We start from the raw sequence: 15,115 nt of genomic DNA, 5'->3' as shown, positions 1-15,115 counted from the left end.
TTAATTGATTTGGTTATTACTTCTTTTTTATTTACAAAATCAACACTATTTATATATCATCAATTAGCCCAACTCGTCCGTCAGAGGAAAATTCAACAATTAAATCTTTCTTTGGTAAGAAATCAGGATAGCCATTATTTATTATAAGGAGCTGCATCTCCTCTGATGATGTTTTATCTAAAGAAATAAAATATTTTATGACCGAATTATATATTTCTTCATCTTGGAATTCTTCATTTTGGGATGAAGTTCCAAGATTTTTTCTTGGAGTATCAATCATTAATAAATTCAAATGATTGTACGTATCGTCTTCTGTTTCAACAAATATTGACAGATAATAAGCCATTGTAATCAATGTCACTGCACCTAAGCTACCTAAGCTATTATATTTTCTTTCTCTAACATATGGTAAATAATCCTTAGGATTAACATACGCTTTCTCCAGTTTAGGAAATTGAAATTCTTTTAAAATTTTGGAAAATCTGGTACTTAACAAATTGAAAGTGCTCACTTTATCATTTAAATTTGCTTTTCCTTTTATTTGTTTTTTTAACCTATCAACTTCCTTTTCCTTATCTGAAAGTAATAGGGTCAACCGATTTAGTTCTTTGATAAAACGCAAACTATTTTCCAAACCATCTAACTCTTTGTAGTATTTACCTAATATCATATTTATTAAACTTATTTCTTCGATAAAAGGATTTACATATTCTTCTGTCAATTCTTCTAAGGTTCGCTCATCCGAGTTAAGATTATCATTGAGTTTTTTAATCACTTTTTGTAGATTGATTTTTTCTGTTACTTCATATGAAATATGTTTTTCAAGCTCATTTCTTTTCTTTACAGTATTCTTTTTTTCGGTTTTTAAGATTAGAGTGTTCTCTACAATTTCATCCATATTATCACCGCATAAATGGCAGTTTGCTTTATTTTGATGCTTTTCTAAAGGCTTCATACAATTAGGACAAATTAAAAATTCGTATTTATTAACTCCTTTTATTCCCATGATGGTTGCATCTAACTTTGCTATATCACTTTCATATTGATTGGAAAGTAAACGTAATTTACCAATATACTCCTCCTTATCATTTAATTCATCATAGTGTTTCTTTAAATTAATTTTCTTTAAACGTACAGTTGCATTTAGTTCTTGGACTTTTGGATTTGAAATCCCCTCACTTTTATGATTGCTTTTATCTCCTAACAATGCTTTCAATTCTATAATTTGTTGATTTATCTCATTTCTTCTAAGTTTAACAGATTCAAAATTTTCGATATTAGACGTTTTTAAAAATGTCTCAATTCCTTCATAACGTAAAGTTTCATTTTTTAATTCTTCTTGAGACTCTTTCAATTTAGATTTTAACTCACCCAATAATTGATCATAAAAATTAAAAATAATCTCAAATGTTGATTTACGTTTATTGTTAAGCATAGGATTACTCTCAGATGATAAAATATCTTCATTGTCAATTTCTATTTGTTTTAAATACGAGTACTTAAATAAATCTCTAAAACTTAAATTTTGATTTGCTATTTTAACACCACCCAACCCTAATTTAGATAACAAAAAACTTGACAAAGATTTCTCATTATCTGAATTTTCTACATCAAATATACCATATTCTAAGAATTTTTGATTCGCTTCGTCAAAAATTTCTATAAGTACAGGAAGTTTATAATCAAACAATCGTCTTTTTATTTTATAAGTTGTATTATCTAAAATTATTTCTAATTCTATATCTGTGCACTTTTGACCAACTTCTATGTAAGATTTATGTTGTTTGGCTCCAAGTGCATAATCTATTAATTCAAAAATTGTTGTTTTTCCTGTAGATGTAGGACCAGAAATAAAATTCAATCCTTTTTTAAAGTTGAAACCATAATTTTTTTCTATGCCAATCATTCTAAATGTCTTTAAAAAAAGTTTCATTATCTATATCCTCTCTTTTTCAAAAGTATTTTCTCTATGTCTTCTGTAATAGCTTTATTAGATAATTTACAAATTTTTTTATTAATATACTCACTGACAACTTTTGTTTTATCTACATAAGTATTTTTCATATCTAACACAAATTCATTTCCCCGCTCAGTAATATAGTAACATCCATTTTCTGATGAACAAGATACTAATTTTCTAGCTTTTAAATCCGATAAAACAGCAGAGTAAAGACGATAATTTGGCTTCCAATGAAAATAAGAATATTTAGTATCAAAATCCATGTTCTTTTCAAAATCATTAGTCAATTCAGGATATTTTAAATAAAAATCAAGTAAAATCAATTTATCCTTTGTTATTGATTTCTTATGATGTTCACCCATTATCGATAAAAAAGTGACTATCCGTACTATGGTCAAATTATATTCTTGAAAACCTATTCCCTTAATAATTTCTATCATTATTTATCCTCATATATTCCGTTAATTTATTCAAATAATCTTCAACCCATCCAAGTTGTTTTTCGTTAGCTAAATGATGTAAAAGTCCCTTTTTTGCTAACAACGAATATTCAGCAGTAGCATTTAATGTGCTTGAATCTAAGTCCTCAATACGTAGATACGTATTATTTAGTAGATTATTTCCATTTGACGGATGTTTATGTATTCTATATTGCGTATCCCAAATAGTTAGAACCTTTTTTTTAAGGTTCCCATACACTTTCGATCCACAAATTGCATCTTTACTAATCCCCTCTTTCATTGATATTTCAGCATTAAAATATTCCATCTTACATGTATTTAAATTAGTAATTTTTGCACTTTCCAACATTTTTATAAAAACAAAGTCATTATACTCTTCTTCAATATTTTCTATATCCTCAATTCCATAAATAATCTCTTCTACAATCTGCTGACGTTTCAATAATAATTCTTTTAAAATTTGGTCTAATTGCATTCTGATATCATCGTCAAATTTTTCAGTATATAAATCAAATTTTTTCAAAGAATTAATTAAATAGCTCCCATCACAAAGATCAATTTTTATTCCTTTATCTGTTTCCATCTTATTTTTCCATTGAGACCACCACAGTAATTCTTTTTCAGTTAGCACTATGGGTAAACATAAGTACCACTCTTTCACATTATATTTTTCTGTTACAGTCTTGAACGAATCACGAATTTGTTGCTTTTGAGAATCTCCTATTTTATTCAAAAAAAACTTACACTGATATACTTTCTCAGCCTCTGGAAGATCACCAATTAAAACATCGATTCCTCCATCTCCTTGACAAGGCTTTACTGGTTTTGCTTTTGAATCGTATATAGCTTGAAAAAGAGCGACACAAATATTCTCAAATATTTCACGAGCACCCGCATCTCCATGTTTAGCTACAAGATAACTAAAATCACGTTCCATTCTATCACCTCAATATTTTTGTGATTATTAACTTAAATAATCATCTATCTTTCTTAATTATTATAGTAAATTGATAATATTTTCCGAACATAATGGTATATTTTTATGCAACAGTAAATAAACTTATACTTAGCTTGGCGCAGCATCGTGTACAATAGTTCTTATGTTTTCAGTTCATTGTTAAAAAGAAAATAATAAAATTGGTATTTCTTTTTTCTATGAATAGATTCAATATATCTTACCTTCAATTAACTACTTAGATAGTATTCCAATCACTTCCTCATTTTTACATTTTCTTGTTGTTTTTATTATTCCACTTTAGATATTTTCAATCCCCCGTTATAATTTGACATTCTTCCACTTTCTAATTGTGGACCTATTCACTAATATAATTATATCCAATTATGGAAGGGCTTGCAACTGACTATTGAAAGGAAAAAAGCTTAACTCCCTTGGACATACAAAAACAAAAAAAGTTGGAACAACTATTTCTATTATTGTATGAGAACCACTGAAATAACGTGAAAGGCGTTAACTTTTTACTTTAATATTATCTATCTAGCGAATTTGTGAAAGTTATTTTGAGAAAATTATGCTAAATTTTGTTCGATACTATAATACTTCATTTGTACTTGTTCAAATTACTTATATTCTTTATGCAACTGTTTTTGATAAAATAATTATGCGTAAAAATACTACGATAAATAAAAAATGTTATAACTCAACATAGGGAAAGCCCTAAAACTTCATCAATACTGAGGTTTTAGGGCTTTGTTTTTATTCCCACTCAACCGTAGCTGGTGGCTTACTCGTAATATCATAAACAACACGATTCACATGATCCACTTCATTCACAATCCGCACTGAAATCTTCTCCAGTACATCCCAAGGAATACGTGCCCAATCAGCTGTCATACCGTCAATACTCGTCACCGCACGAACAACCACAGTATGGTCATACGTTCTGCCATCACCCATAACACCAACGCTACGGATGTTTGGAAGTGCTGTGAAATATTGCCAGATTTCGCGTTCTAGGCCGGCTTTTTTGATTTCTTCGCGCAGGATGTAATCAGAATCGCGGACAATCTCTAATTTTTCTTCCGTGATTTCGCCAAGGACGCGGATTCCTAGGCCTGGGCCTGGGAATGGTTGGCGCCAAACGATTGCGTCAGGCATGCCAAGTTCAGTTCCTAGTGCTCGAACTTCATCTTTGAAGAGTGTATTTAATGGTTCGATTAGTTTAAATTGCATATCTTCTGGTAAACCGCCGACATTGTGGTGCGACTTGATTGTTTGGGCAGTTGCTGTACCACTTTCGATGATGTCTGTGTAAAGTGTTCCTTGTGCAAGGAATTCTACGCCATCTAGTTTGTTGGCTTCATCGTCGAATACGTAAATGAATTCGTTTCCGATGATTTTACGTTTTTGTTCTGGGTCAGAAACGCCAGCTAGTTTGTCCATGAAACGTTTTTTCGCATCTACTTTGATGATGTTCATGTTGAATTCGCCTTGTAACGTCGCCATTACTTGGTCAGCTTCCCCTTTACGAAGAAGGCCGTGGTCTACGAAAATACATGTTAGTTGGTCGCCAATTGCTTTATGAATTAACACACCAACAACGGAAGAATCAACACCGCCAGAAAGTGCAAGCAAGACTTTTTTATCACCAACGATTTCTTGGATTTTAGCGATTTCTACTTCACTAAAGTTTTCCATTGTCCAGTCGCCTTTACATCCACATACGTTTAATGCAAAATTCTTCAGTAATTCGTTTCCATAAACAGAGTGACGTACTTCTGGGTGGAATTGCACGCCGTATAGTAACCGTTCTTCGTCTGCAATTCCAGCAATTGGGCAAGATGGACTAGTTGCTGTTACTTCAAAACCAGCTGGTTCCTCAACGACTAAATCGCCGTGACTCATCCAGACAACTTGATCTGTTGGAAGTCCTGCAAATAAACGGCTCGGATTTTCCACATGAATATCCGCTTTCCCGTATTCGCGATCTTTTGCACGTTCTACTTTACCATCGAAATGGGTTGTCATTAATTGCATGCCGTAACAAATTCCTAAAATCGGAATTCCCATGTCAAAGATTCTTTCGTCAGCGCGAAAAGCATCTTTGTCATACACACTGTTAGGTCCTCCTGAAAAAATAATCCCCGTTGGATTTAGTGCTTTCATTTCTTCAACTGTAATAGTATGCGGATGTAATTCACTATACACACCGAATTCACGAATGCGGCGCGTAATTAGTTGATTGTACTGACTACCAAAATCTAGAACGATAATTTTCTCTTGCTCGGTAAAGTCTTTCATAATTTTAAACAAAACCACCCTTATCTATAAAATGAAACCGCAAAATTGCGGTTACTTCACTATAATATAAGAAAAGGACAAATCACTTGTCCTTTTCATCTTCTTTCATTTTAACGTTTCCCCTCTAAAGTTGCAACACCTTATTTGGAATTTTTCGCACCCATCAAGGCTAGACCTTGTGTGAGAATCTTGTCTCCCCGCATCCGACCGAAATCAAGCGAATCAATATTAGCACAAGGAATATTTAGATCTCCTAAAACCTCTTCTACTGTTTTATACATATATTTCACTTGTGGCGCTACTAATACTGCATCGACTTGTTCTTTATAATCACGGAATTTCCCGGCTGTAATAGCGCCAACTGGTCCCATCACAACCACCAAATCCCGCTCGCTATATTTTTCATAAAAACTATCTTTATATTTCACATCTTCTGGAAATACTAAAACTGCATTCATTCCATCTAAAGTAGCGCTTTTTACTACATTTTGCGCCATTAAGCTTGACGTTGCGCCACCAGCACAAACAATCATCAACGTTTGCATTTGTCATCCCTCCAAAAAATGATTCTAGGAATTTCCCAGAATCATTCTTGTTGTTAAAGCTATATGCCTTTTCCGCCGAGTATGTCTAATTCTTGTATTCGTTTAACTTCTTTTATCAGAGGTTTAGCACGTTCAATTACTTCTTTTACAGCTGGGTTATCAAGAGATGCTTTATGATGCCCTTTGTCGACCCATAGTTCAGAAACAAATACAGTGTTTGGCTCTGTTTCAGATTCACTCACAATATACTGAATACATGTGTTGTAATCGTCTAGCCCCTCTGCCGCTTCAAGCAAAATTTTAACTAAATTGTCTTTTTCTCCTGGATGTGTATAAAATGCAGTTAATAAACCATAACCAACATTCATTTAAACAGCCTCCTATTTCCAGAAATCGTCAAATATCGTAATTGCCATATGGCGTTTATGTTCGGTTTTAATAAACCAGTTCTCAATTTTTGCCGCAGCATCTGCTGGGACTTCTTTGCCTTCCAAGTAATCGTCAATTTGGTCATAAGTCACACCAAGCGCGACCTCGTCAGGAAGTGCCGGCTTGTTATCTTCTAAATCAGCAGTCGGTTTTTTCAAATATAAATGTTCTGGGCAGCCAAGCTCTTTAAGAAGCGCCTTGCCTTGTCTTTTATTCAAACGGAACAGTGGATTAATATCCGTTCCCCCGTCGCCGTATTTCGTATAAAAGCCAGTAACTGCTTCTGCGGAGTGATCGGTTCCAACCACTACGCCTTTATGCATCGCAGCAATCGCATATTGTACTTTCATCCGTTCGCGCGCTTTTTCATTTCCTTTAGCGAAATCAGATAGTTCAACTCCCGCTTCCGCAAGTGCCGCGACACTAGCGTCAACCGAAGCTTTAATGTTCACAGTTAAGCGATTATCTGGATTCATAAAGTTCAGTGCATCTTGACGGTCCGATTCATCTAGTTGTGTTCCGTATGGCAAGCTCACAGCGAAGAACTGGTATTCATTGTCACCTGTTTCATCCCGCATTTCACTTATCGCCAACTGTGCTAACTTTCCTGTTAAAGTCGAATCTTGCCCCCCAGAAATCCCAAGAACAAAGCTTTTTAAGAACGTATTCTTTTTTAAATATGCTTTTAAAAACTCGACACTTTTTCTAATTTCTTCGTGTGCATCAATCGTTTCTGCTACTTGCATATCTGCTAAAATTCTTTTTCTGATTTCCATTATAATTCCTCCTAAAACGGCATATCTAGTTCAACTGGTGAATGAAGTTGGACACTTTTACGTACTTTTTCGATATTACGCATCTTATTTTTCCAACATTTCACACTTAAATCAACCGGGTATTGCTCTGGACGAACTGTTCGTTTGTACTCGTCCCAAAGCAGCGCCAAGTTTTCTTCTTTATACGCTTTAATTTCATCTAATGAAGGCATATCATACACAAGTTCCCCGTTTTGGAAAATCGGTACAAGCAATTCACGCGCGGTGAAATTCTCGACTGTTTTCATAATATACGTATGAACTGGGTGGAACATAGTTAGTTTAGCCACATTTTCTAGTGATTCGTCCGCTAAAGCAATATAATCGCCTTCCGCTTTTAAACCATCTTCATTCGTGATAATCCGGTAAACTTTCTTTTTACCAGGAGTCGACACTTTTTCGGTATTACTAGAAAGTTTAATAGAATCTTGTAAAATATCATTTTCATCGGCAATCGCAGCCATTTTGTAAACGGCCCCAAGAGCAGGTTGGTCATAAGCAGTAATCAGTTTCGTACCAACACCCCAAGAATCGATTTTTGCTTTTTGCGCTTTTAATGACAAAATAGTATGTTCATCTAAATCACTTGAAGCAAAAATTTTCGCTTCTGTAAAACCAGCTTCATCTAACATTTGGCGCGCTTTCTTGGATAAGAAAGCCATATCTCCACTATCTAAACGAATACCGATAAAGTTGATTTTGTCGCCCATTTCTTTCGCCACTTTAATCGCATTTGGTACGCCAGATTTTAGCGTATCGTATGTATCTACTAAGAAAATCGAATCAAAATGCGTTTTTGCGTAACTTCTAAATGCTTCGAGTTCGTCGCGATAAGCTTGAACCATCGCATGCGCCATCGTACCGGACACAGGAATGCCAAAAATCTTCCCAGCGCGAACATTACTTGTCGAATCGCAACCGCCAATGTAAGCCGCTCGTGTGCCCCAAATAGCCGCGTCCATTTCTTGAGCGCGTCTTGTCCCAAATTCGGCAAACGTTTCGTCGTCAATAACAGAACGAATGCGCGCAGCTTTTGTCGCAATCAGCGTTTGGAAATTCACAATATTAAGCAAAGCTGTTTCAATCAATTGTGCTTCTGCTAGACTTGCTTCTACTTGAAGAATTGGCTCTGTTTTAAAAACAAATTCTCCTTCTTTTGCTGCAAGAATATTTCCTTTGAATTTAAAGTTACGTAAATATTCTAGAAAAGGACCATCAAAACCAAGTTCGTCGTGTAAATAAGCAATATCCGTTTCTGTAAAACGTAAATTTTGCATATAATGAATAATTCGTTCCAGTCCAGCAAACACAACAAAACCTGAATCAAATGGCATATCACGGAAAAAAACTTCAAACACCGATCTACGCTCATGAAGTCCATCGTCAAAATACGCTTTCATCATATTTAGTTGATATAAGTCTGTATGCAGCGTTAGACTATCATCTTGAAATAAATTTGTCATCTTTTTTGCTCCTAACATAAGTAGTTCTTTCGTTATCATTTATACATAATAATAGCACAAAACAAGCCCACCACCTAATAATTAAACATTACCAGTCCGCCCGTTTTGTGCTACGCCTATTTTAAATCATCTTTAATCTTGGAAGTAGAAATACCGTCTGTACGTGGTAAATAAACAACTTCACAATATGGTTTTAAGAAGTCAAACTCACCTTCCCAGTCATCACCCATCACAAAAATATCAATATCACGATTTTTTACATCTTCTAATTTTTGTTCCCAGTTACTTTCTGGAATCACTTCATCCACATATCTTATCGCTTCTAAAATTAGTTTACGATGTTCAAAGTTATGGTACGCTTCTTTGTGTTTCATTCGATTAAATTCATCTGTTGAAATGGCTACGATAAGGTAATCACCCAGAGCTTTTGCTCGTTCTAATAACCGAATATGCCCCCAGTGAATTAAATCAAATGTACCATATGTAATTACTTTTTTCATCAGCCCACCTACTTTCTTTAGTAGTATATCAAGAAAACAAAAATTTCTCTACTTGTTAGCTGTCTTGTTTTTCCAGCTGTTCTTTTAAAAATAAAACAAAGCGTTCACTGGAAAAACCGTCTGAATATTTATTCCATTCTGCTGCAAAAGAACGGATTCTTTCTATATCGAATGTTTCTTGTTTAATTAATTCAATAAGTCCCGTTGTTGTAAAAGCATGCGGCCCTGGAATTGTTTCTAAAAACCCATCAGAAAGCCCTCTTGCTTTATCATATTCGTTTAAATCATAGGTGAAAAATATAATTGGTTTATGAAGTAATGCAAATTCAAAAGGGATAGAAGAATAGTCAGTAATTAAAATATCTACTGTAGGTAATATCGTTTCTATCGGCATTTCCTTATCCGCATATACAACAAAATCATCTTCTATTTTTTCCAAATCCTGACTAATGGATGGATGAAGTTTTAAGATCAGCTGATAATCATTACTTAATGCTGCTTTCAATTCAGTAATATTTAAATGCAATTTAGTACTTTGAAGTTCATTATCACGAAAAGTAGGCGCATATAAAATTATCTTTTTATCCATAAGATTTAATTTTGAATAAGTCCACTCATAATTTTCTTTTAACTTTTGTTCATTGAAAAAATAATCTGTACGTGGAATACCAAGTTTTAAAATTTGCGATTCACTCATTAAAAACGATTTTTTGAAAATAGCTGCCATTGCATCCGATCCTACAAGCACGTTCGTAAAACGTTTATATACTTCTAAAAATCTTTTTTTGTCGGTATCCGTTCGTTTTTGGGCAGCTTTATCTTCCCAACCAAACTTTTTCAACGCCCCATTAGCATGCCAAATTTGAATACAAGATACACCACTTCTCACTTTTAAGCCAGCTAGCTCTACAAAATAATTATCTGTAACAATAACTTTTGCTGTATTAATATGAAACATGAGTGGAATAAATTGCGCTAAATTTTTAGGTTTTAATTGTATGAAATCTAAAGACATATTCGTTACATTGACACGCGGATCATAGAAAACAACCGTTTTGGGCTTTACTTTCGCAAGTTCCATTTGCCTAATAATAGCTGTGGGGTTTTCTTCAAAACTTACTAGAAAAACAACTTTCTGCTGAACAGGAAAAATCCTTGCTAAGGAGCCAGTTATTTTCACCGCAAACATATATAGATAAATTGCTATTTTTTTCAAATTCCCCACCACCTATTTTTTAGCAAAAACTGTTTTTACGGTTTTTTCTGCCGCATGACCATCTTCCCAAGTACAAAACTGTTCTAAAAAACTTTCTTTTATTTGGGGCGGATTTTCAAGCATTTTTCCAAGTTCGTCCATAAGTGCTTCGTTAGTTTCAACAAGCGGCCCAGGAGCATTTTTTTCGAAATCAAAATAAAATCCTCGAAGGGTGTCTCGGTACTCCGCTAAGTCATAAGTATAAAACAACATTGGACGTTTTAAATTAGCATAATCAAAAAATACGGAAGAGTAATCAGTAATCAATAAATCACTTACTAAATATAAATCTCTAATATCTTCATGATTAGAAGTGTCTCGAATAAAATCACCATATTGACCAAAATCAAAATGTTCCGCAACTAAATAATGCATCCGGACAAGTAAAATAATCTCATCCCCAAATTTTTCTCTCATTTTAGCTATATCAATTTTTAAATCGAATTTGTACTTACCAACTTCATAAAAGTCATTATCGCGCCATGTTGGGGCATATAATATAACTTTTTTGTCAGCTGGAATGTTTAATTCGTTTTTTATGGCAGCAATTTTCTCTTCTTTCTTTGAACTAAATAATATATCATTTCGTGGATAGCCAGATTCAATCATTTCGCCAGTAAAACCAAATGCTCGCCTAAAAATGACGCTAGAATAAGCATTAGGGGAAATTAAATAATCCCATTTCTTTGCTTCTTTAACAAAATCAGTTTTATATTGTTCTGTTGTTTGTCCTGGCATATGGACTTCATCGATATCGACACCTAATTTTTTTAATGGTGTACCATGCCATGTTTGGACATAGATTGTTTTTTTGGGTTTCGGTAGTTCTAACGGAAGTCTGCTATTCGAAATCCAGTATTTTGCGAGTCCCATTTTGAATAACCAACTTACAGAAAAACGTTTTACATAAGGCACACCATGCTCTTCAAAAAGTCCAACATATTTTGGATTTACACTCCAGAGTAATTCATATTCCGGATTATGCTCCTCCATATATTCAAAAATCGCTCGTGGATTACAACTATATTGTTTGCCTGAAAAACTTTCAAACATAACTAACTCTTTTTTTCGAGGTAAAAATCCTACTAATCTAAAGAGTAAATAATATATTTTTTGTACGAATTTCATCAGGACAGTCCCCCCTGTTTAAACTTTCTTTTTAATTCTTTATTGCGCTTTAATTTTGCCAAAATACTGCTTAATACATTGATATTAGTTATGGTAAATTTCGTCATATTATCTTGATAATAAATGCTTACTTTATTTTGATAAGGTTTTAGCTTAAAGATTGCTTTTTCGATTGTGCCTTGTTTTCTAACAATTACATCCCACATTTTTTGGTCTACTTGTCTTTTTATTATTTTAGTAGGTAGCCCACGAAATCTAGTGTGAGCGATAAAACGACCCTCATCCGGTAAATTGAGTCTTGCTTCTTCTAAATACAATTCAATGAAAACAGCTTTCCCTATCCGATAATTTTCTTTCACTGTAGTAACTGGAACTTCCTGGATGTTTGCCGCTTCAAATTGAATAGGCCAGCCATATCTTAAAATAGAAAGTATCATTTCTTTTACAACAAGTGGTGTATCGAGTTTTAGAATAGTTTCTTTTTCTACTTCTTGTAGTATTTTTTGCAATTCTCGTACAAAGATTTCTTGTTCTTCTTCGTTTAATACTTCTTTAAAATAGCTATTTTCTTTATAAAAAAATAATTTTGCATGATAAGCAATTAAATATTGAACATATGGAATGACCTCACCAAAAAGCTCTTTAGAACGTGTTAAATAAACTTGATACACATTTTGGAGAAATGGGATGTATCTATCTGGTTGCTTCCAAGCTGAACTCACTAAAGAACCTTTTTGTTTTAAATCACGGTAATAATAATAACCAGCATCAGCAATAACGCCATAAGATTTACTTTCAAGTAAAAACTGCGTAATTAACAATTGATCTTCTGCAAAGCGAAGCGATTCATCAAATGAAAAATTTTTTAAATGCTCATAACGCAGAAAAGTCCCCCCAATATAAAAATGAATTGCTTGAGGTTCTTTTTCAATATGGATTACTCTATTTCCTTGATCAAATCGATTGTTTAATTTGTGCGCAGAAATTTTTTCTTTTTTTCCAAAATCATCCAAATAATAAAATGCAGGAACTAGCATATTAACTTGATTTTCATCTAAAAAAGCAGCCATACTTGCTAACGTGTTGTTAGTTAAAAGATCATCTGCATCTAAAAATCCGATAAAATCTGTGTCTTTTCTTACATTATGTATACCAATATTTCGTGCTTTCGATGGACCGCCATTTGGGACTTCAATATATCTAATATTGCTCGGATATTTATCAGCATATTTTGCTGCAATTATTCCACTATCGTCGGTACTTCCATCATTAATAAGCAGTAACTCTACATGCTCCAAAAAGCCGTAAGACTGCTTAATTATACTATCTATAGACAAACTAAGTCTTTTTTCAGCATTGTAAAAAGGAATTATAATTGCAAATTTCATTCTTTTTCCTCTCCATATAAAAGCTGGGAAGTTTAGATAAAAACAAATGATTATCGAACATTTTAATTCGACTTGCTTCCTAAACAAACTTTAGCAAACAATTTCATAAGCTTATGGTCTAAACTCCCCAATATTTTTATTATATTTTCCACTCCATTACGCTTTTGCCCCAAGGACTGCGTAAATCAGCTTCGAATGTTTCGATTACATCTTGAATAGAGTGAACTTTATGAACTTCACCGACAAGATTTTGTAAGTATTCTACACCACGTTTGTTTGTTGAAAGAAATTCTACTGTTTTTTCAAAATCAACGCGACCGCTACGGCTACTTCCATAAACAGTAAGCCCTTTTTCAAGAACCATACGTGAATTGAATTCAATCGGATACTCAGATACACCTAGAAGAGAAATCGTTCCTTCTGGTTTAATAACATCTATAATTTGACTCACTGCATACTGACTACCCATTCCACCAGCACATTCAAATGCTTGATCAATCACTAAATCAGCTGGTACATCATCAATTGCATAAGCACCATCTACAAAAGAAAAGAAGTCTAATTTGTACGGAGTTTTCCCAAAAATGTATACTTTACTTTCAGGATACCAATTTTTCAACAGTAAAGAAGTGATAAATCCTAAGTTTCCATCTCCCCATACCCCAAAAGTTTCACGATTTGCATTACTTTTCTCCTCAAATCGTAAAATTGCGTGCACGGCAACGGAAATTAGTTCAGAAAATGCAGCAACTTTCATATTAATATCATCTGGTAATGCAACTACCCGATCTCTTCGCATGAATACATAGTCTTGCATTAATCCATCGTAACCACTAGAACGGAATTTACTTGATTGCAAATAATTTTCAGCAACGACAGGATCATTCTCGAATGGTGTATTTGGAATCATAACTACTTTAGTTCCTGGTTTAAATTCTTTTGTTGCATCATAAACTACTTCACCAACACCTTCATGAATCAGTGCCATTGGGAGTTTTTTTGATAGCATTTCTTTCCCTCTAGAACCTGTATAGTAGCGTTGATCCGCCGCACAAATAGATAGATGAGTTGGTCTAACAACCACTACATCTTCCGTCAAATTTTCATCCACATTGGCAACTTCAAACTGTCTTTCTGACACAAGTCTATATACTTGATTAATCATTGGCTATCCGCTCCTGAATAATCGCATTAGCCACTTTTAAGTCATAAGGTGTCGTAATCTTAATATTGAATATTTCACCCTTAACAAGCTTCACATGATCACCAGCAAGTAAACAAATCTTACAAGCATCTGTTAAAATTTGTTTCTTTTCAGTAGTCAAGTTTTGATAATGATTATAAACTTTTTTCATATTAAAACTTTGGGGTGTTTGTCCTTGATACATATGATCTCTCACTGGAATATCCGTGATAAAGTCGTGGTTGCTTGATTCAACAATTGTATCAAGCGCTTCAATGACAGTATCAACTGCTCCAGTTTCAAGTGCAGCTTCTATATTTTCTTCAATAATTCGATGTGTTAAAAACGGACGAACTGCATCATGAGTAATAATTACATCATCATCATTTAAGCCATACGTTTTTTCTACAAAACGAATGCCATTCATAATTGTTTCGTTACGGTCTTCCCCACCTTCGATTACTACAATGCGGTCATCAGAAATATATTTTTTAATATTATCCTCCGCATGATTCATCCATTCTTTTGGAGAAGAAATAATAATTTTATCAAAACGTGTGTTTAAAATAAATTTTTCTACCGTATGAACAATAATCGGTTTACCATTTAGAGGTAGAAATTGTTTTGGCATGCTAACATTTCCCATTCGCGTGCCTTTTCCTCCAGCTAAAATTTGAGCGTATATCATCCTCTAATCTCCTTTAACTGTTTTTTTAACAGTGTTTATTA

General features: G+C 33.7%; 14 protein-coding genes. All 14 read right to left on the bottom strand.

The genetic code is table 11. The annotated features are described in order from the left end of the window. Nucleotides 1–49 precede the first annotated feature (49 nt). The 14 genes from LWE_RS14705 to LWE_RS05370 all read right to left on the bottom strand — a co-directional run bounded on the left by LWE_RS14705 (nt 50) and on the right by LWE_RS05370 (nt 15,074). Nucleotides 50–1,933, bottom strand: a complete 1,884-nt coding sequence (locus tag LWE_RS14705) for an AAA family ATPase (protein ID WP_011701895.1) — start codon at nt 1,931–1,933, stop codon at nt 50–52. Next, the gene (locus tag LWE_RS05435; RefSeq protein ID WP_011701894.1) at nt 1,933–2,400 is read right to left on the bottom strand and encodes an ABC-three component system middle component 2; all 468 of its coding nucleotides are present in this window, start codon (nt 2,398–2,400) and stop codon (nt 1,933–1,935) included. The genes LWE_RS14705 and LWE_RS05435 overlap by 1 nt, the downstream gene beginning before the upstream one ends. Next, nucleotides 2,384–3,358 (bottom strand): hypothetical protein, encoded by a 975-nt coding sequence (locus LWE_RS14700; protein ID WP_011701893.1) that lies wholly within the window; start codon nt 3,356–3,358, stop codon nt 2,384–2,386. The genes LWE_RS05435 and LWE_RS14700 overlap by 17 nt, the downstream gene beginning before the upstream one ends. A 777-nt stretch (nt 3,359–4,135) precedes the next feature. Next, on the bottom strand, nt 4,136–5,692 hold the full coding sequence (guaA, locus tag LWE_RS05420) for a glutamine-hydrolyzing GMP synthase (protein ID WP_011701892.1): 1,557 nt from the start codon (nt 5,690–5,692) through the stop codon (nt 4,136–4,138). A 128-nt stretch (nt 5,693–5,820) separates the two neighbouring features. Continuing rightward, entirely contained in the window at nt 5,821–6,225 is a 405-nt protein-coding gene (locus LWE_RS05415) for a PTS sugar transporter subunit IIB (RefSeq protein WP_011701891.1), read from the bottom strand. Nucleotides 6,226–6,284: 59 nt separating this feature from the next. Beyond that, nucleotides 6,285–6,593: a putative quinol monooxygenase gene (locus LWE_RS05410; protein ID WP_011701890.1), complete on the bottom strand. Its 309-nt coding sequence runs from the start codon at nt 6,591–6,593 to the stop codon at nt 6,285–6,287. Between the two features lie 12 nt (nt 6,594–6,605). Continuing rightward, complete coding sequence (gene nadE / locus LWE_RS05405; RefSeq protein WP_011701889.1) at nt 6,606–7,430, bottom strand: ammonia-dependent NAD(+) synthetase; 825 nt, start codon at nt 7,428–7,430, stop codon at nt 6,606–6,608. An 11-nt stretch (nt 7,431–7,441) separates the two neighbouring features. Further along, the gene (locus LWE_RS05400; protein WP_011701888.1) at nt 7,442–8,932 is read right to left on the bottom strand and encodes a nicotinate phosphoribosyltransferase; all 1,491 of its coding nucleotides are present in this window, start codon (nt 8,930–8,932) and stop codon (nt 7,442–7,444) included. Nucleotides 8,933–9,048: 116 nt separating this feature from the next. Continuing rightward, nucleotides 9,049–9,432: a glycerol-3-phosphate cytidylyltransferase gene (tagD, locus tag LWE_RS05395; protein ID WP_011701887.1), complete on the bottom strand. Its 384-nt coding sequence runs from the start codon at nt 9,430–9,432 to the stop codon at nt 9,049–9,051. A gap of 55 nt (nt 9,433–9,487) precedes the next feature. After that, on the bottom strand, nt 9,488–10,648 hold the full coding sequence (locus LWE_RS05390) for a CDP-glycerol glycerophosphotransferase family protein (RefSeq protein ID WP_011701886.1): 1,161 nt from the start codon (nt 10,646–10,648) through the stop codon (nt 9,488–9,490). A 12-nt stretch (nt 10,649–10,660) separates the two neighbouring features. Beyond that, entirely contained in the window at nt 10,661–11,815 is a 1,155-nt protein-coding gene (locus LWE_RS05385; RefSeq protein WP_011701885.1) for a CDP-glycerol glycerophosphotransferase family protein, read from the bottom strand. Next, the gene (locus tag LWE_RS05380) at nt 11,815–13,203 is read right to left on the bottom strand and encodes a glycosyltransferase family 2 protein (RefSeq protein WP_011701884.1); all 1,389 of its coding nucleotides are present in this window, start codon (nt 13,201–13,203) and stop codon (nt 11,815–11,817) included. The genes LWE_RS05385 and LWE_RS05380 overlap by 1 nt, the downstream gene beginning before the upstream one ends. 139 nt (nt 13,204–13,342) lie before the next feature. Then, nucleotides 13,343–14,368: a ribitol-5-phosphate dehydrogenase gene (locus LWE_RS05375; protein WP_011701883.1), complete on the bottom strand. Its 1,026-nt coding sequence runs from the start codon at nt 14,366–14,368 to the stop codon at nt 13,343–13,345. Continuing rightward, nucleotides 14,361–15,074 (bottom strand): IspD/TarI family cytidylyltransferase, encoded by a 714-nt coding sequence (locus tag LWE_RS05370; protein WP_011701882.1) that lies wholly within the window; start codon nt 15,072–15,074, stop codon nt 14,361–14,363. Before LWE_RS05370 ends, LWE_RS05375 begins: the two co-directional genes overlap by 8 nt. Nucleotides 15,075–15,115: the final 41 nt, after the last annotated feature.

This window comes from Listeria welshimeri serovar 6b str. SLCC5334 (assembly GCF_000060285.1).
GTDB classification, from domain to species: Bacteria; Bacillota; Bacilli; order Lactobacillales; family Listeriaceae; genus Listeria; species Listeria welshimeri.
This window is presented reverse-complemented; position numbering and strand designations above follow the sequence as displayed.

Excerpts from the sequence above, each read along its gene's own strand:
- LWE_RS14705 (WP_011701895.1), bottom strand. The coding sequence starts at position 1,933 with ATGAAACTTTTTTTAAAGACATTTAGAATGATTGGCATAGAAAAAAAT.
- LWE_RS05435 (WP_011701894.1), bottom strand. The coding sequence starts at position 2,400 with ATGATAGAAATTATTAAGGGAATAGGTTTTCAAGAATATAATTTGACC.
- LWE_RS14700 (WP_011701893.1), bottom strand. The coding sequence starts at position 3,358 with ATGGAACGTGATTTTAGTTATCTTGTAGCTAAACATGGAGATGCGGGT.
- LWE_RS05415 (WP_011701891.1), bottom strand. The coding sequence starts at position 6,225 with ATGCAAACGTTGATGATTGTTTGTGCTGGTGGCGCAACGTCAAGCTTA.
- LWE_RS05410 (WP_011701890.1), bottom strand. The coding sequence starts at position 6,593 with ATGAATGTTGGTTATGGTTTATTAACTGCATTTTATACACATCCAGGA.
- nadE (WP_011701889.1), bottom strand. The coding sequence starts at position 7,430 with ATGGAAATCAGAAAAAGAATTTTAGCAGATATGCAAGTAGCAGAAACG.
- LWE_RS05400 (WP_011701888.1), bottom strand. The coding sequence starts at position 8,932 with ATGACAAATTTATTTCAAGATGATAGTCTAACGCTGCATACAGACTTA.
- tagD (WP_011701887.1), bottom strand. The coding sequence starts at position 9,432 with ATGAAAAAAGTAATTACATATGGTACATTTGATTTAATTCACTGGGGG.
- LWE_RS05385 (WP_011701885.1), bottom strand. The coding sequence starts at position 11,815 with ATGAAATTCGTACAAAAAATATATTATTTACTCTTTAGATTAGTAGGA.
- LWE_RS05380 (WP_011701884.1), bottom strand. The coding sequence starts at position 13,203 with ATGAAATTTGCAATTATAATTCCTTTTTACAATGCTGAAAAAAGACTT.
- LWE_RS05375 (WP_011701883.1), bottom strand. The coding sequence starts at position 14,368 with ATGATTAATCAAGTATATAGACTTGTGTCAGAAAGACAGTTTGAAGTT.
- LWE_RS05370 (WP_011701882.1), bottom strand. The coding sequence starts at position 15,074 with ATGATATACGCTCAAATTTTAGCTGGAGGAAAAGGCACGCGAATGGGA.